The 17,659-nt window shown below is 42.7% G+C and carries 13 protein-coding genes; 8 read left to right on the forward strand and 5 right to left on the reverse strand.

Annotated features, from left to right (window positions below):
• Nucleotides 1-67: 67 nt before the first annotated feature.
• Entirely contained in the window at nucleotides 68-1,426 is a 1,359-nt protein-coding gene (locus tag VB775_RS14405; RefSeq protein ID WP_281006766.1) for a hypothetical protein, read from the reverse strand.
• Nucleotides 1,427-2,262: 836 nt separating this feature from the next.
• On the opposite strand from VB775_RS14405, the gene VB775_RS14410 reads away from it, so the two are divergent.
• From VB775_RS14410 to VB775_RS14420, 3 genes are all read left to right on the forward strand, one after another.
• On the forward strand, nucleotides 2,263-3,516 hold the full coding sequence (locus tag VB775_RS14410; protein WP_281006767.1) for a M16 family metallopeptidase: 1,254 nt from the start codon (nucleotides 2,263-2,265) through the stop codon (nucleotides 3,514-3,516).
• Between the two features lie 175 nt (nucleotides 3,517-3,691).
• Entirely contained in the window at nucleotides 3,692-4,150 is a 459-nt protein-coding gene (gene psbQ / locus VB775_RS14415; protein WP_281006768.1) for a photosystem II protein PsbQ, read from the forward strand.
• Between the two features lie 144 nt (nucleotides 4,151-4,294).
• Nucleotides 4,295-5,440: an IscS subfamily cysteine desulfurase gene (locus tag VB775_RS14420; RefSeq protein ID WP_281009437.1), complete on the forward strand. Its 1,146-nt coding sequence runs from the start codon at nucleotides 4,295-4,297 to the stop codon at nucleotides 5,438-5,440.
• A gap of 40 nt (nucleotides 5,441-5,480) precedes the next feature.
• Here VB775_RS14420 and VB775_RS14425 read toward each other — a convergent pair whose 3' ends face one another.
• On the reverse strand, nucleotides 5,481-5,981 hold the full coding sequence (locus tag VB775_RS14425) for a gamma carbonic anhydrase family protein (protein WP_281006769.1): 501 nt from the start codon (nucleotides 5,979-5,981) through the stop codon (nucleotides 5,481-5,483).
• A gap of 70 nt (nucleotides 5,982-6,051) precedes the next feature.
• Between VB775_RS14425 and VB775_RS14430 the strand changes: the two genes are divergently transcribed.
• The 3 genes from VB775_RS14430 to VB775_RS14440 all read left to right on the forward strand — a co-directional run bounded on the left by VB775_RS14430 (nucleotide 6,052) and on the right by VB775_RS14440 (nucleotide 8,950).
• A complete protein-coding gene (locus tag VB775_RS14430; protein WP_281006770.1) occupies nucleotides 6,052-7,857 on the forward strand; it encodes an ABC transporter ATP-binding protein in 1,806 nt (601 codons plus the stop codon).
• Between the two features lie 62 nt (nucleotides 7,858-7,919).
• Entirely contained in the window at nucleotides 7,920-8,495 is a 576-nt protein-coding gene (locus VB775_RS14435) for a Uma2 family endonuclease (protein ID WP_281006771.1), read from the forward strand.
• A gap of 5 nt (nucleotides 8,496-8,500) precedes the next feature.
• Nucleotides 8,501-8,950 carry a DUF29 domain-containing protein gene (locus tag VB775_RS14440; RefSeq protein WP_281006772.1) on the forward strand — a complete coding sequence of 150 codons (450 nt, stop codon included), beginning with the start codon at nucleotides 8,501-8,503 and terminating at the stop codon, nucleotides 8,948-8,950.
• A gap of 23 nt (nucleotides 8,951-8,973) precedes the next feature.
• On the opposite strand, the gene gshA is transcribed toward VB775_RS14440, so the two are convergent.
• The 3 genes from gshA to VB775_RS14455 form a co-directional block, all read right to left on the reverse strand.
• A complete protein-coding gene (gene gshA, locus VB775_RS14445; RefSeq protein WP_281006773.1) occupies nucleotides 8,974-10,119 on the reverse strand; it encodes a glutamate--cysteine ligase in 1,146 nt (381 codons plus the stop codon).
• A gap of 100 nt (nucleotides 10,120-10,219) precedes the next feature.
• On the reverse strand, nucleotides 10,220-11,419 hold the full coding sequence (locus VB775_RS14450) for a DUF3095 domain-containing protein (protein WP_281006774.1): 1,200 nt from the start codon (nucleotides 11,417-11,419) through the stop codon (nucleotides 10,220-10,222).
• Between the two features lie 107 nt (nucleotides 11,420-11,526).
• Nucleotides 11,527-13,251, reverse strand: coding sequence for a ShlB/FhaC/HecB family hemolysin secretion/activation protein (locus tag VB775_RS14455; protein ID WP_281006775.1), 1,725 nt, complete (start codon nucleotides 13,249-13,251; stop codon nucleotides 11,527-11,529).
• 760 nt (nucleotides 13,252-14,011) lie between these two features.
• Between VB775_RS14455 and VB775_RS14460 the strand changes: the two genes are divergently transcribed.
• Together VB775_RS14460 and VB775_RS14465 are read left to right on the forward strand one after the other, a co-directional pair.
• The gene (locus VB775_RS14460) at nucleotides 14,012-17,155 is read left to right on the forward strand and encodes a filamentous hemagglutinin N-terminal domain-containing protein (protein WP_281006776.1); all 3,144 of its coding nucleotides are present in this window, start codon (nucleotides 14,012-14,014) and stop codon (nucleotides 17,153-17,155) included.
• Nucleotides 17,156-17,242: 87 nt separating this feature from the next.
• Nucleotides 17,243-17,629, forward strand: a complete 387-nt coding sequence (locus VB775_RS14465; RefSeq protein WP_281006777.1) for a hypothetical protein — start codon at nucleotides 17,243-17,245, stop codon at nucleotides 17,627-17,629.
• Nucleotides 17,630-17,659 lie beyond the last annotated feature (30 nt).

Below are 17,659 nucleotides of genomic sequence, written 5' to 3' on the forward strand. Positions count from 1 at the left end.
GTAAGAACCGCTTAGCGATTCTTACCATTTTTCGCTTTCGTCGAACTGACGTTGGATTTTAAGACTTTTATTGAGAAAGGGCTGCTTTGCGGGAATCAAATAGCTGCAAAACTGCACTCTTGATCATTGACATTACATAAGGGTCGCAGCTTGCAAGCAAATCTTCAGAAGTTAAATTGCCCTTAAAAAATTCCTTGGAAAGATTTAACATGCGCTGCATTTCTGCAAAACCAATTGATTTCACCATAAAAGTTGCTACAGGCGAATTTTTGACATCGTAACTAGAGTCAACTGTACGCCCCTTGTCTAGAAGTTCTAAAACTTCAGCTTCAATGGGAGTTGAAGGGGTGTGAGGGGTTTTGATTTCTGGTAAGAACTGTTCCAATCCGACCACTGGTTTGTCCTCTAGCGGCAACTCTCCCATCATGGTGGAGAGTGATATATCACGTCCAATCCGAAATGATAGCGCCTCTAAAATTGCGATCGAAGTTAGTTTTGTTCCTAAATACAATCTTGATACTTCTAAATTTTGTTTGGTTTGGGCAAGTAGCTTGTAATAAGTTTTTTCATTTGGCTCATTGCGATAGCGTCGAAAAACAATTTCAGGGGAAAGGAAGTTCATAAATCCTTCCATTTTTTGAATAGAAACTCGATAACCATGCACACTATAGGAGTTAACATTTTTTAGATCATGATTTGTCTCTGGAATCAAATTCCAAGTATTGTTAAGAAACCGTGATGAATTAGGACTAGCAAAGTTTTCCACATCACGGTTGGATAGACGTACTGACTTTTTGACGATTTCAGCAATTTCTTGATCGCCCCACCCAAATTGAAATACTTCATTAGCATTAACTAAGCGCCCAAATAGTAGATCAGAACAAGTCAAACCTGAATCTAATTGCGGACGGAATGGAATAGTAGCTTCAATGCAGGCCGCTATTTCCGTTAATTTAGATAGAGGTAGCATATTTTCTAAGGCTTTGATCGCGATGAGCGCACTAAGAAACTCATTTTGCCCAGACATTGGCAGTAATGGCTGTCCATGCTCAAACCCAAACAGCATTGTTACCATCTTAAAAATCGTGTCTTCTTGAAGTTCAGGAGGGTCTAGAATGACTAATTGCTCCCGATCTTGTTTGATATAGGGTGAAATATATCGACTAATATTGACGCTGATGCCTTGATCAACTTGCACATAGACGAGATCATGAAATAATGCTGATATCACCTCGATCGCATCTCCCCCTTCACCAACCTCAAAAATATGATTTGGCGTGTGAAACGATCGCCAAGGACCAGTCATGGTCTGAATAATCAAATTAGAGATTTTGGTTAATTCTGATTTGTCAGCTTGACCATCTAAGTCGGAGATCGCTTTCGTTAAGCAATCTAGACATTTCTGTTTATCCTTTGCAGTACTCATCCAATCCTCTCCTCATTTAACTTCATTCGTATTTACAGCGTTTTCCGAGCATTTCCACCACAAAATGCTGTTTATTATCTAGACAATTAGTGACAATTACTTAATTATTTGCTACTAAATTTGTTGATATTTTTTTAAGCACAAGGCGCTGTAGGCTCTGTATTGCATGAAACTTAAGCTGACTTATATTGATGACTGATTGGATTTGTGTGATTTTGCTCGGACTTTTTAATTAATGCAAAAGATGGACTGCACTAAGCATCTCCCATCCTTAACATATTAATACGACACTTTGAGGATGACAGAAAATCTAACATAATCTGTTGATCTCTGAGCATAAGTAGTTAATTTTCTGTCCTAACTAAGTAGCTAAGTACAATTACATCACGCCCCCAAAACCTGAGACGCACGTTGAGAGTACGCCACAGGTTTTAGATATGTATTTAATTATGCCCAGTTACCTACTCATAATTCATCAAGTTTGAAATTATGTATATCGTTAGTTTGGCTGGAAACCCCCTAGAAAAATCTAGCTGTAATAACAAAGCACCAAATGGCTACGCCATTTGGTGCTTTGTTATTACAGCGCCAAAGGCACTGTAAACACTAAAATTGGCTGCATAATCAGAATTGCTGTCTCAGCCACTAGTTTCTAGATTTTGCGATATTCTTAAGTGAAGGTTGTGATATTACAGCAATTTCCGATTATAAAGAACCACAAAAATTTTTTTGTTTTGTGAGTTTCGGTTTGAGCGCAAATCACTGTAAAGGTATCGCGAGGTACTAACGCTAACATTTGTTTTTTGTAAGTTTGGGAAAAAAATTTGTCACTAACAATGTCACAACGAATCAGCGATCGCTTGGTGCTATCCAATGGCATTGTGGTTTTAGTAACCGAAAACCCCACGGCTGACATTATTGCGGCGCGTTGCTTTTTTGCGGGTGGTGAGCGTGTTCAAACCATAGATAAATCAGGACTGACCCATCTAGCCGCATCAATTATGACCCGTGGCACTGAGAAGTATTCCTCGTTAGAAATAGCGGAGCAGGTGGAGTCAATTGGCGCATCGCTGGGGACAGAATGCTCAAGTGATTATTTCTTGCTGTCCTTAAAAACAATTTCGTCGGATTTCCATGACATGTTGTTGTTGGGATCAGAGATTTTGCGATCGCCTAGTTATCCCGAACATGAGCTTGATCTGGAAAGGAGGCTCACCATTCAATCGATCCGATCGCAGCAGGAGCGACCATTTACGATCGCTTACGATCATTTGCAGCATTTAATGTATGGGGATCATCCCTATGGATTTTCTAGCCTTGGCACAGAGACAACCGTTAGCCAACTTACTCGTAATGATTTAGTTGATTTTCATCAAACTTATTTGCGACCCGATCAGATGGTCGTCAGCATCGCAGGTAAAATTTCTTCGGAGCAAGCCCTTTCTCTGGTGGGCGAAGCCTTTGGTGATTGGAAAAAGCCTACTCAACCAAACGTTATTTCTACGCCGACACCCAATTTCCAGCCGCACCTCCTTACCCATGAGCAGGATACACAACAGGCGATCGTGATGATTGGCTATCCTGCGCCATCGGTTAGCTCACCTGACTATGCCGCCCTGAAGATCGTTTCCACCTATTTGGGTAATGGTTTATCGAGTCGTCTGTTTGTGGAACTACGCGAAAAACGGGGACTTGCTTACGAAGTTTCGGCGTTTTATCCTACCCGTTTAGAAACCTCGCAATTTGTGGCTTACATGGGAACGGCTTCACACAATACGGGGACGGCTCTAGAAGGGTTGCGCCATGAATGTGAACGACTTGCGAAGGTAGCGATTACAGAAGATGAGTTGGCAATTTGTCAGAGTAAATTGCTCGGACAATATGCTCTCGGTAAGCAAACCAATGGTCAAATTGCTCAAGTCTATGGCTGGTATGAGGTCATGGGCTTAGGGCTAGAGTTTGATCGCCAATTTGTTGAGGCGATCGAAGGAGTGACGATCGCTGATGTCCAGAGCGCGGCGCAAAAATATTTTGTAACACCTGCTATTTCCATAGTTGGCTCGGCAGATGCTTTGAAACAGGTAAACTAGTTTTCAGTCAGCGCATCGCGCTGACTGAAAACTAGTTTACCTGTCGCCAGTCTTGTTAGGACACAAACCCAGAAGACGAGTTGCGGCGCTTTGCGCCGCAACTCGCTTCTTGGGTTTTGATTTGTCCTAATACAAATAGCGACAGCTATAATTTATATAAGGAGTAATTTTTTCTGTGTTGAATCTAAAAAATTATTGGACGGGTTTTCAAAAAGTGACGATCGCTTTTTGTGTGATGCTGGCGCTAGTTGGTACGCTTTTGGCTCCCGTTTTCACTCAGCCTGCGATCGCTCAAACTGGATCTAAAGCTGCTGCGTTGGCTGTTTCTGCTGAGAAGCTACAGGTGCTTAGCGATCGCTTTGATCGACTCGAAAAATTTGTGTATGCTCAAAAATGGAACGACATAATTACATACATTCATGGACCTTTTGGTGAAATTCGCCGTGAGCTAAGATTGATTGCTAGTCAGTTGAGCAAAACCGAAAAAGAAACCGCTAACAATGTGGCTAATAATCTATTTAAAAACTTTGTAATCCTTGATAATGCTGCTAAAGATAGAGATGCGATCGCAGCCGAGACTGCCTTTAAAAAAGCTCTCCAAGATTTTGAAAGTATCGTTAATTTAGTAGGCTAATTAAAAAGGGATGCAAAGCATCCCTTTTTAATTAGCTAGGCATAAGTAAGCTAAAAACCTAGAAGGCTGTCTCGCCCGCGTAGCGGGCGGGACAGCTTCTGGTTTTAGGGTTTAATTATGGTGAGCTACTTAATTGTGGGTTTTATGCAAAGACCAATTTATCTGGATTGTCAAGCCACAACCCCCGTTGATGAGAGGGTGCTGGAGGCAATGTTGCCATATTTTCGCGAATCCTTTGGCAATCCTGCGAGCATTGGGCATCTGTATGGCTGGGAAGCAGAGTCGGCGGTCAAATTAGCGCGTGAGGCGATCGCGAATGCGATCAGTGCCACACCCGAAGAAATAATCTTTACCAGTGGTGCAACTGAAGCGAATAATCTGGCTCTCAAGGGTGTAGCTGAGGCTTATCACTCAAAAGGACGGCATATCGTCACCATCCAAACCGAACATAGCGCGGTGCTTGATCCCTGTGCCTATTTGCAATCCCTTGGTTTTGAGATTACCTATTTACCTGTCAAAGCTGATGGGTTAATTGATTTAACGGAACTTGAAGCTGCGATTCGTCCCGATACAATTTTAGTCTCGGTGATGGCGGCGAATAATGAGATTGGGGTACTGCAACCGATCGCTGAAATTGGTAAAATCTGTCGCGATCGCCAAGTTTTATTTCACAGCGATGCGGCTCAAGCGATCAGCAAAATACCCCTTGATGTGAATGCGATGCAGATTGATTTGATGTCGCTCACTGCTCACAAGATCTATGGCGCAAAGGGAATTGGTGCTTTGTATGTGCGTCGTCGTCCGAGAGTGAGTCTTGCGCCGCAGTTACATGGTGGGGGACATGAACGGGGAATGCGCTCTGGTACTCTCTACACGCCGCAAATTGTCGGTTTTGCGAAGGCTCTGGAAATTGCGATCGCTTCTCAAGGTTCAGAGCAGCAACAAGTTTTAAATCTACGCGAACATCTATGGCAAAGATTGAGTGAAATAGAAGGCATAATTCTCAACGGACATCGCACCCAAAGACTTGCAGGAAATCTCAATGTCAGTTTTACAGAAATTAATGGAGCCGCCTTAATGCTTGCCTTGCAACCGATTGTTGCTGTCTCTTCAGGTTCTGCTTGTAGTTCCGCGAAAACCGCTCCTTCCCATGTCTTGCTAGCTTTAGGACATTCTAAAGAATTAGCCTATGCTTCCATTCGGTTTGGCATTGGTAGATTTAATACTTTCGATGAGATTGAAACTGTCTCTAATCATGTAATTGCTTCAGTGCGATCGCTAAAAAAATAAACATTTCAGCATGATCACGCTCGATAATAAGCCCATCTACTTACTGCACATGCAACAGCGAAAGCTGATAATAATTTTCTGCATGGGTGATCGCCTTTTGTTGTTCCTCTTCCGAAAGCTCGCGCATCACCTTCGCAGGCACACCCGCCACCACCACACCCGCAGGCACATCCTTAGTCACCACCGCCCCCGCACCCACAATACTCCCCGCCCCAATTTTCACCCCTTCCAACAGGATTGCCCCCATCCCAATCAAGCAACCGCGCCCAATTTCTGCACAATGAATCACCGCCCGATGTCCGATCGTCACATATTCACCAATTATCAAAGGCTGGTCAGGATCACCATGCAAGATCGCCCCATCTTGAATATTCGTGCAATAACCAATCTCCATGCGATTGATATCCGCCCTAATTACCACCTTATACCAAATATTTACGCGATCGCTAAGATGTACATCACCGATTACCACCGCATCACTAGCAATAAAAGCCGCGCGATCGCGATCGGGAGTAGGAAGTTGCGAATAGGGAAGATGCATATTGTTTATTATTGTAGGAGCGTGCTTAGCAGGCTCTTATAATAATAAACAATATGCCAGCCAATAACCTATGTCACAACCCCTCGATTTAGCCCAAACTCCAGCCCAGACTGAAGATTTATTGCTTTCGGTGCGTAATTTACAGGTTAGCTTTAGGGGCGATGAAGGGCTCGTCCATGCTGTCAAAAATATTTCCTTTGACCTTGCTCAAGGACAAACCCTTGGCATCGTTGGCGAATCTGGCTCTGGCAAATCGGCAACAGCTTTAGCAATCATGGGCTTATTGGGGGAGTCTGGCAAAATTACCAATGGGGAAGTTATATTTCGACCCAGTGGCGAGTCACCCCTTGATCTAGTGCGCGTATCGCCGCAGAAAATGCTCAAATACCGAGGCGATCGCATATCGATGGTATTTCAGGAGCCGATGACATCGCTCAATCCCTTGTTTACTTGCGGCTATCAGGTGATCGAAGCAATTCGGCTCCATCAAAAAGTATCGGAGCAAGAAGCAGAAGCACGCACGATTCAGCTATTTCAGGAAGTGCAATTACCAAATCCTGAGCAATTAATTGAACGCTATCCCCACGAACTTTCGGGCGGTCAATTGCAACGGGTGATGATTGCGATGGCGATTTCCTGCAATCCACAGTTGATTATTGCTGATGAGCCGACAACGGCGCTAGATGTGACTGTGCAAGCGACAATTTTGGAGTTGCTCAAAGAAATTCAGCGATCGCGTCAGATGTCGATGATTTTTATTACCCATGATTTAGGGATTTTGGCAGAAATTGCAGATCGAGCGATCGTCATGAATCAAGGCGAAGTCGTCGAAAGTGGCGATACACAAGCCATCTTCCAAACACCAAAACATCCCTATACTAAGGGTTTAATCGCCTGCCGTCCGCAACCCGATCGCCAGTTGCGGCTATTACCAACGGTGAGCGATTTTATGGAAATACAGAACGGGCAGATGGTGGAGAAAGAACCAAGTGATCCTCGTTATTTAGAAGTTGTTCCACCTGAGGAAACTGTTGCTCGTCTAGCAGAATTGCAAAAACAAGAACCAATTCTCTCCGTGCAGAATCTCAGAATTGAGTTCCCAATTCGCAGCATTTTAGGACTCAAAAAACGCTATCTCGTTGCTGTCAATAATATTAGCTTTGATGTCTATCGTGGTGAAACCCTTGGACTAGTGGGTGAGTCAGGCTGTGGCAAAACCACTACAGGTCGAGCAATTCTGGGCTTGACCAATGGCGTGATGGGTTCTGTTAAATTTGAAGGACATGAAATTTCTCAACTCAAAGGAGAAGCATTACAAAAGTTACGCTGTGATCTGCAAGTAGTATTTCAAGATCCTTACGGTTCACTCAATCCGCGCATGAGTGTCGGTGATGCGATCTCTGAACCATTGATCGTCCATAGTCATCAAGAGCGCTTTGAACGTTATCGCAAAGCCGAATCTAGACGCGAAAGAGTCGCATATTTGCTAGAACGTGTGGGCTTGACTAAAAGTGCGATGCGCCGCTATCCTCACGAGTTCTCAGGTGGTCAACGTCAACGTATTTGTATTGCTAGAGCCTTGGCACTCAATCCCAAATTGATTATTGCTGATGAGCCTGTGTCCGCCCTTGACGTGTCGGTACAGGCACAAGTTCTCAATCTTCTAAAGGAACTCCAAGCGGAATTTGGCTTAACCTATATCTTCATTTCCCATGATCTCGGTGTGGTCAAATTTATGAGCGATCGCATCATGGTGATGAACAAAGGCGAAATCGTCGAATTAAACACTGCCGAATCCATCTACACCAATCCCCAACAGCCCTACACTCAAAAGCTAATCAGTGCCATTCCCAAAGCTTTAGTTTTATCTCCCTAAAAACCTATTTTGTAGGGTCGCAAAGCGTCTCTGCAAAATACTCTCAACTTAAGAAGGTAATTATGCTAACTCTCACCAAAAAATATTCCCTTACCGAGTACTTTGATCGTGAAATTCTTTCAGAGACAAGAAATGAATACATTGATGGAGAAATCAATCCGATGACTGGCGGTACACCCACACACAATACTCTTGTTGTTAACTTACTATCTTTGCTGCATATAGCTTTACCAAGTCCCTATCTAGTTTTTGTCACCGATCAACGCCTCTGGCTTCCTGATCGCCGTATTGCCACTTACCCTGATGTGATGGTCATGGCTGAGCCATTGGAATATCAAGAAGGACGAAAAGATACCTTAGTCAATCCCATTTTGATTGCCGAAATTCTATCGCCATCCACAGCCAGCTATGATCGGACTGGCAAATTTGCATCCTATCGAACTATTCCCTCGTTCAAGGAATATTTGCTCATTTCTCAAGATCGCAAGTATGTTGAACATTTTTATAAAGAAGGTGATCGCTGGATATTTACTGCTTATGAAAATGATGCAACTATTTCTCTAACATCATTTGAAATCGCGATCGCCACTTCCGTTTTGTATAATCGCATTAACTTTGAATCAGAATCTTTGGAGTAAAAGTAATGACACAAGTTGTAAATTCATTGTACGAACAAGATATTTTGCTCTGGGTAGAAGAAACAGTTGCCAAACTCAGAGCGCATGATTTTGAAAATTTAGATTTGGACAACTTGATTGAAGAGGTAGAATCTTTGGGGATTTCACAGAAAAAAGAATTGATTAGTCGTTTAATCACATTGATAGAACATTTGCTCAAGCGTTTGTATGTCGATATCCCCTACGACTTCAATGGCTGGGAACGCACAATTCGTAACCAGCGTAACGAACTTCAGGTTTTGCTCAAGCAAGTCCCAAGCCTCAAAACTCGTTGGAATGACAGCTTTGCTGATGCATGGGAAATTGCCCTCAAGACTGTGCGTGAAGAATATCGAGAAGTTAAATTCCCTAATCGATGGGAATTCTCAAGTGATTTGCAGATAATGCTGAGCGATAGATTTTGGGAAATAGAATAGAGAGCGCAAAGCGCTCTCTATCCTTAAGATAACAATAAAGCTTCTGCTAGTTCTTTATCCATTTGTTCCGCAGAGGCGATCGCATCGGTCATGATTTGGCGAGGACTAAGCCCATTGTGATAAGCGGCTAGCCAACGTTGGGCTTCATTGCCTTGGTCAAGAATTTTTTTCAAGGGCGAGAGGAAACACCAAACCCCATTATCCTTCGCACGCGATCGCAATTCTTCGTATTGATTCGAGATCCATTCCCTTGCGGTAATTTGTTCACCAGTTTGCCAATGGGTTAATACTGCATCCAGGCTATTAATAGCAGCAGCCACTTCATTTTGATCGGCGATCGCCGCAAGTTCATCAGGCGTGAACTTAGTTGCATGGGGCGCAAGGGGATCGAGCGATGAACCGATTCCAGCTTCGAGAAATTGATTCAGGCGCATTTCTAAAAGTGCCGTAATCGCGAGTAAGGCGACGGGATCGATCACTAGATCAGAAATCCGCAACTCTAAACGGTTAAGGTTGTAGGGGCGATTATCACCATTGGGACGCACCGATGACCAAAGATGACGCACATTTTGCATCGTACCTAACTGCAATTGTTGTTCTGTCCATTCTACAAAATGATGATGACTGCTAAATAAAGGAACTAGCTTCGGAGTTTTGGGAAACATTTGCCAACGGGAAGAATGGAAACCTGTAGCTTTACCATCAAGGAAAGGAGATGCGGCACTCAGGGCTAGATAGAGGGGTGCTTCTAAACGAATTAGCCGACAGGCCGCGATTAATAACTCTAGATCGGGGATACCAACATTAATATGAATGCTTGCAGTTACGACATCAGTTCCGTAGGTCTGCTCAATATAAGTGTGATAAGGATTCTGGGGATCAGAACGATAAAAATGATCGACCCCACCCAAAGCAAGCGTACTCCCTGGCATCAAAGTGTAATCACCAAGCGATCGCAAATAGCTGCGTAGCTTCTGGCGCGGCTCTACCAATGCCATCAGCAACGGCTCATATTTATGAAAAGGCGGCGTGATGTATTCGACATTGCGACTGTCAGGCTCGCGCACAAACCCATTTAGATTAGCTACAATGCGATCGCTAAAGCCCACCACATCCCCCGTTGGTGTAGAGGTGTAGATTTCCACTTCAAAGCCTTTGGATAAAAGCACGGGAGGTTTCCTTTTGCTATAGACACGATTACTAGCCTACCCTGCAATGCGATCAAAAAGTAGAGGGGGCGCAAAGCACCCCCTCTACTTTTTTAATTAACTAACTTTTCATCAGTTCTTTCATGTTTTTGGCTGCTAAGGCATAGCCACCATCGGCTCCATCCACAAAATGCACTTGGCGACCATCGCGCTCAAACACTAAGCAAGTCATCAGGGCGCGATCGGACACATGAAACCCATAAACTAACCGACCTTCCTTAAACTTTTTGTCTAGATACTCAGTTAATTTTTGGCGTTGTCTGGCTTTACCAGAAATCACCATTCTTAGGACATCATCAAATTTTTTGAAGTCAGTGGCTTCGGAAACAATTTGTTTATAATCTCCCCAATTAAACCCTCCAATTTGAATATTAAATGTCATAAAGATCAACCCCAGTAAATTAATCAGGCGCAATTTCCACAAATACAACTTCCGTTTTAGCCACCCCTGAGAAACAGCAAAAACTTTCGTCTCTGACGATAGGTTCTTGTTCTTAAAAGCAAGTTGCAAGTTCTCAGATACGACAGGGTTACAGTCTATCCCCGTCCCATAGATGCGCTCAATTTGGGTAATTACTTCCCGATAGAGAAGATCAATTTGGCTTTGACTTGGGGCTGTTACAAAAATGATTAAACTAAGAATCTCCTCATGGCGGGTGGGAATATCTTGCCAACGACATTCTAAGCCAGAGAAATCAGCGATCGGATAGGAGTTTTTGTGTCTAGGACTGTACAAATCCGTTGTTGCTTGATCCTTAACTAAACTTGTCGCATAGCTGATGCCTCCACCTCTGAGGATCGCTTGCACATAGTTGTCAGAGATGCGGAGCTTGGCAACTTTGATGTCATAGCTTGATGTAATAGTCGCAAGTGGGACAATCCCGATGCGTAATTTAAGATTAAATTCTTCAGCAGCTAATTTCTGCACAGCCAATAATGCTTGCTCTGCTTCTGGGATAAATCTTGGGGGAATGAGGATAGATGCGCCATCACCACCGAATACGAAGGGAATCTCTAATTCTCCAACTATATTTAAAATCACAATAATGGAACAAGCGCCTAAGAGATTGATATCTTTGTATCTGCCATCCTCGATCGCTTTAGTAGAATCGGCAATATCAGTAATAATTGCAGCCCAGTCATCAGGAACTTCATAAAAATTCTCGCTATGAGTAATATCGGCAAAATTTTGAAGAACAGGTAGATCGGCATAAAAGTTTTCAGAACTCGTATTTCGTGGCTGAAAATCTTGAATACTCATCTCAGTAGGCTTGAATGCGATCGTAAATTACCTAATCATAACAATAAAGCAGAATTGAGCATAACCGCCAGTTGGCTGTTGTGGCGATCATTGGCTATATTTCCACTCTAAAATAGGTTGTAAGTTAGGGAGAAATAAATGCCATTCTCTTGCCAAGTTTTGCGACTATTTGGCACATTTATGAGTGGAATACCGTAGTTTAACAAAGCTGTCATACGGTTTCCCATCTGCCATCGCAAGCCTATACCTGTACCCACTAGCAAATTTTGAGCTGGATTTGCCTCACCTGAACTTGTCCAAACCATTGCTGAGTCAATAAATGGCACGATTTGTAAAATCCCTTCAACTTCAGGAACGCGCAAAACTGGAATCCTCACTTCTGCGGATAATGATGCGCCATTGTCACCTAGCAATAAATCCTGACGGTAGCCGCGCAAAGTATCTTGTCCACCAAACCCAATTTGTTGAAGTGGCACAAGCGGGCGATCGCTTAGTTGCAAATCGCCACGAAATAGCAGTAGCGTTGCAGGAGCTAGTAAGTTAACATATTGTGCCTGTCCACGAAAAGAGACAAATCGGCTATCAGGGAAACTGGAATTCACTGTAGAACCAAATACACCACCCAGACCAATATTTAGTTGGGTACGAAATGCCAAAACCGATTGACTAGAACGTTGTGTGTAGTCTTGAAAAAAGCTCAACACAGAAACCTTGGTGACACCGTTGTTATCTGCACCTGCTGATAGAGGAAAAGGGATTTTGAGAAGTGTTGCTAGGCTTTCACGATAGGAGCCACTGATCCCAAATGCTAGCTCTTGGCTGGGAGTTTGCAGAACGGGTTGCCGAAACGTGAAATCGTAATTGGTCGAGTTTGAATAGATATCAAGAATATTGAAAGGTGTTTCAATGACATTGCTATTGCTATTACTGAATGAGATCGCAATTGTGCCATTATAAGGATTGATAGGGATATTGTAGTTGAGATCGTAAGCATTACTTCCATCGGTATTGCTATAGCCAACGGTTAGGGAATCTCCTAAACCAGTCAGATTTGCTTCGCTAACTTGAATGCGCCGACGGAAGGAACCAACACTGGGAGCGCGGTTGTTGTCCAGAGATAGTTGAACGTTAAATGTTTCTGCTTCTCTTACTTTCAATTCAAGGATATTTTTACCGACGCGATCGCCTGCTGAGAGTTCGGCGGAAATATTGGCGATCAGGGGATTGAGTTGCAGTACTTGTAAGGCTTCGATCAGACGATCTCGATTGAGCGGCGCACCTGTGGCGATGTTAATGCGCGATCGCACATAGTCGGGGCTGAGCCGATTGGTTCCTATGACTTTAATCTCTTCGAGTCCACCTTCAATTACTTGGATTTTGACGATGCCAGCTCCCAAGTTTTGGGGTGGAATATAAGCGCCAGAGGTGATATAGCCCTTGCTAATGTAGAGATTGGTAATTGCTGAACGTGCTTGTAGAAGTTCGGTAAAGGTTAGCGATCGCTTGTTAAATTTATCAAGGACTTCATTCAATTCTGCGGTACTAAATACGGTACTGCCTAATACTTCAAATTGCTGAACTGCGATCGCTCCTGATTCTGTCGGTTCAAAGTTAGTAGGTGGAACTGTCTGGCTAGGAGGCTTGAGTAATTGCTCAGGTGAGGGTAAGGGGGCAGGGATGTTTTGGGGTAAGGGTGGTGGCGTAGTGGGCGTGATGATTTGGGGTGTTTGAGCAAAAGCTTGTGATGGCATTATTGCTATCCATGCTGTGCCTAGCAAGTTGAAGATGTAAAGATTAGAAATGAGAGACGACTTGGATCTATTCTTGCTCAAAGTCTTATTCCTGAAACTGACGAATATTAATGATACGAATTTAGAAGCTACATCCTTTATATTTCATGTCCTCAAACATGTCAAATTTATTATCAAAAGATTAAAGATGGTGTAAATTAATCTCTCTCATTGTTTGTTTTTTATGATAGTAGTTGCACTAAATAATGTTGTTATTAAGTCTTAGAGATTTCCGAGGTATGGTTTTGGCAAGATGGCGTATTTAGTCTCGCGATCACAACTATGGGGCAGTCTCTAATAGAGGGATTCCACAGCTTGAGTCTTTAAATATGAACTTACTGATTCGTTGTATTTTAATAGCACAAACTTCACGATCAGAAGCTGCAAATATCTTTCGTAAAGTGCTTAAAAAATATATAGATTAAGTTCGTTAATCAATCTTACTAAAGATATTTAAAGAATCATCATCCTTATATCTAGGTATAGGGTTAATAGTAAAATCAATAAATTTGCGATCCCAAAGAAATTTTTGTAAAAACAAAAATTTGCGAGGCATTTCTTAATATTTTTTACCGTAATAAACAACATTAAAATGTTATGTTTATTACGGTGATAGATTGAATGAAATTAAAGTAAAAAGTTTAAATCTGTTTAAGACAGTTACTCTTTCTTTCTCTTAATCAGTACTGGCGTTAAATTCTGATGACAAAATAAGAGTTGTAGATTTTGGTTTGTTCCTGAGTCACACAATCACCTTTTAACGCTATCTCCTAATTTACCAAAAGCCCACAAAGGAGGGTTTATGGATAGTTATAGTTGGCGCGGAGCGATGCTTGTAGCTTGTGCAGTTTCAGGTGCAGTTTCAAGTTTTGTTTGTTTTTCTCAAGCAAGTTTTGCTCAAAGCGCGATCGCACCTGACACGACTTTGCCTGTGAATACGGTCGTTAATTTTAATAGTGTCAATAGAACCTACACAATTACTGGCGGTACGCAGGTTGGCACAAATCAGTTTCATAGTTTTCAAGATTTTTCTGTCCCGATGGCAAATACTGCTCATTTTGATAATGCGCTGACTACGGCTAATGTGATTGGTCGGGTGACTGGTTATAATATTTCTGATATCGATGGAACTTTAAGAACTAATGGAAATGCAAATTTATATTTGATTAATCCCAACGGGATTATTTTTGGTGCTAATGCAAAGCTTGATATTGCTGGTTCTTTTACTGCGAGTACTGCTAATAGCATTAAGTTTTCGGATGGTAGCGAGTTTAGTGCCACCAATCCGCAAGCACCGCCTTTGTTGCAAGTAAATGTGCCGTTGGGTTTACAATTAGGCAAAAGCGAAATAGGGGCGACAATTACGAATCGCGGCAATCTCGCTACTGGACAAGATTTAACCTTGACTGCCGATCAGCTAGATTTGCAGTCAAGGTTACAGGCAGGGCGAGATTTAACGCTGCAAGCACAAGATGTCGTCAAAATTCGAGATGCTGCCATCAATCCACTTGTTCTTACATCTGGCAGAGATATGAGAATTCAAGGCAATCAGAGTGTTGATATCTTTGCACTTAATCACCTTCAGACACAGATTTTGAGTGGTAGAAATTTAAGCCTGATTAGTAATGCGGATATTTCTGGTGATGCCCATTTCTCCAGTGGTGGCAATCTTTCCTTCCTAACGACAACAGGAGCAGTAGGAAATTTTGTTAGTAAATATGATCCGATCATCTATGCTAATGGCGATGTAATATTTGGAGATTATACGGGTGCAGCACTTAAGGTAGAAGCAATGGGAAGTATCCAAGGAGGAGATATCACTATTTTATTTCCTGATACTTCTGGCTCAATCCCATTAAGCGATCCAGACTTTACGATGCTAACTACCAGTCCTTCATTGATTTTGAGGGCAGGGGTAGTTTCAGTACCATTTGCGAATATTCCGCTAACTACTGGAGGTACTATCTTCTCTTCATCCGTTTTAGTAGGGAACCAAGTAGGAAGTATCACAGTTTCGAGTATAGATACATCTTCTCTCTTCTCTGATGCTGGCAGTGTTTTGCTTTCAAGTCGCAATGGCAACATTAATACTAGAAATGGACTTATTAATGCTTCTAGTTTTTTGGGGCTTGGTGGAGAGGTAACGTTAACAGCAGGGCAAGATATTCTGTCTGGAAATATCGATACATCTTCTCCCTTCTCGGATGCTGGTAGTGTTTTGCTTTCAAGTCGCAATGGCAACATTAATACTAGAAATGGACTTATTAATGCTTCTAGTTTTTTGGGGCTTAGTGGACAAGTAACGCTAACAGCAGGGCAAGATATTCTCTCTGGAAGTATCGATACATCTTCTCTAGATTCTAATGCTGGCAACGTTTCACTTTTGAGTCTCAACGGTAATATTGATACTCGCAGTGGAATGGTTAATGCTTCTAGTTTTTTGGGGCTTGGTGGGAAAGTCATTCTAACAGCAGTTGAGGATGTTAAAGTTGGGAATGTCTTGACATTTGGAAAATCTGGTGGAGATATAGCGATCAATTCTCGCTCTATATCTGTTGTAAATAGTGCGTTATCATCTAGTGCTTTTGGGCAAGGCAACGCAGGAAATATAACCTTTACCGCTACTGGTTTAGTTTCATTTGATGGTGGTGGAGTATTTAGCCTTCTAGAAGCTAGTGCAGTAGGTAAAGCTGGGGATATAACAGTTAAGACAGGCTCCTTAATTGTCAAAAATGGCGCTCAGTTATTGACTTATACAAAGGGACAAGGGAATGCAGGAAACATTAATGTTACCGCTACTGATTCAGTGTTATTTTCTGGTTTAGGTAGTGGTGCGTTCACTACCATGGAAGATGGTGCAGTAGGTGATGCTGGCAATGTGAATATTAATGCAAAATCTGTATCTGTCACAGATAGAGCACAGTTAGTATCTAGCACCTTAGGGCATGGGAATGCGGGAAATATTACCATTAATGCATCTGATTCGGTCTCATTTTCTAACTACAGCGCCGTATTTAGTGATGTAAAATCAGGTGCAGTGGGCAATGGTGGCAATGTGACCATTAATGCGCGATCGCTTTCTATTACAGACAGTGCTCAGTTATTAACTGATACATATGGACATGGCAATGCAGGGAATGTAAAGATCGTAGCTACAGATTCAGTGTTTTTATCTGGTGTAGATGCGAACTTGTATCACTCTGCAATATCTTCGTCCACAAGATCCAATTTTGGAAACGGTGGATTGATATCTATCAACACTAACTCCATGAATATTAACGATGGAGCCTTTCTAGATTCTTCTACTTTCTCAAACAAGATAGGTGGAAACATCGAAATTAATGCTCAAAATTTACACATCTCTAATGATGGTCAAATTTCTTCAGCAGCGATCAACACTGGTAATGCAGGTAACATCACGATTAATCTGGGGCAATCATTGATTCTTGATGGTGTTGGTTCAAAGATTACTGCAAAAACGGATGTAAACTCTTCAGGCAATGGAGGCAGTATCTTCATCGATCCGCCACTGGTAAGCATTACTAACGGTGCAGAGATCTCCGTCAATAGTCTAGGAACAGGTGCAGGTGGTAACTTGCAAATCATTGCAGGTAAATTTGTCTTTGCCAACAATGCTTTGCTTAGTGCCACTACTGCTAGTGGTGAAGGTGGCAATATTAATCTTCAAATTGCTGATATCTTTTTCCCACGAAAGCATAGCCAAATTACCGCTACCGCAGGAAAAAATGGCAACGGCGGCAACATTACCCTCTCTGCACTTTTCTTAGTGTCTGTTCCTTCAGAAAATAACGACATCTTTGCGAATGCCTTCTTTGGCAAGGGTGGAAATCTCAACATCACTACCCAAGGTATTTTGGGATTTCAATTCCCTCCTCGCCCGACTCCACTCAGCGATATTACAGCTAGTTCCGAGTTTGGCATATAGGGAACTATCAACATCAATACCCCTGGTATCGATCCGAGCAAAGGACTGAGTAACCTCCCTGTCGATGTCAGCGATCCCAGCCGTTTGGTGACTCAACGTTGCATTGCTGACCAACGCGGCAGTGAATTTATCATTACTGGCAAAGGCGGCGTTCCTGCGAACCCTAGCGATCGCCCTACCGATACAGGCGTTTTAGATAACTTCGGTACATTGCCCGATCTCAGTCAAACGACAAACCTCACCTCTAGCGCCACGCCGCAACCAACCTCTACGCCCGATGTGATCGTTGAAGCAACAGGCTGGATCGTAAACGCCCAAAATCAAGTGGTGCTAGTCGCAGGCAAAACACCCGCTCAACCCAATATTCGCTGTCCTCGCGGGTGCGACCTCAATACAATACAATTATTAGACAGCAGCAGGAAACCCATACTGATTGAGATTGTCCCAGAATTGCTCCCAACGAGTAGAAGTTAAAACTAAAGCTCTTAAACTCAAAATTATGCT

It is taken from the genome of Pseudanabaena sp. CCNP1317, from assembly GCF_034931345.1.
Taxonomy (GTDB): Bacteria; Cyanobacteriota; Cyanobacteriia; order Pseudanabaenales; family Pseudanabaenaceae; genus Pseudanabaena; species Pseudanabaena galeata.

Excerpts from the sequence above, each read along its gene's own strand:
- VB775_RS14405 (WP_281006766.1), bottom strand. The coding sequence starts at position 1,426 with ATGAGTACTGCAAAGGATAAACAGAAATGTCTAGATTGCTTAACGAAA.
- VB775_RS14410 (WP_281006767.1), top strand. The coding sequence starts at position 2,263 with ATGTCACAACGAATCAGCGATCGCTTGGTGCTATCCAATGGCATTGTG.
- VB775_RS14420 (WP_281009437.1), top strand. The coding sequence starts at position 4,295 with ATGCAAAGACCAATTTATCTGGATTGTCAAGCCACAACCCCCGTTGAT.
- VB775_RS14425 (WP_281006769.1), bottom strand. The coding sequence starts at position 5,981 with ATGCATCTTCCCTATTCGCAACTTCCTACTCCCGATCGCGATCGCGCG.
- VB775_RS14430 (WP_281006770.1), top strand. The coding sequence starts at position 6,052 with ATGTCACAACCCCTCGATTTAGCCCAAACTCCAGCCCAGACTGAAGAT.
- VB775_RS14435 (WP_281006771.1), top strand. The coding sequence starts at position 7,920 with ATGCTAACTCTCACCAAAAAATATTCCCTTACCGAGTACTTTGATCGT.
- VB775_RS14440 (WP_281006772.1), top strand. The coding sequence starts at position 8,501 with ATGACACAAGTTGTAAATTCATTGTACGAACAAGATATTTTGCTCTGG.
- VB775_RS14450 (WP_281006774.1), bottom strand. The coding sequence starts at position 11,419 with ATGAGTATTCAAGATTTTCAGCCACGAAATACGAGTTCTGAAAACTTT.
- VB775_RS14460 (WP_281006776.1), top strand. The coding sequence starts at position 14,012 with ATGGATAGTTATAGTTGGCGCGGAGCGATGCTTGTAGCTTGTGCAGTT.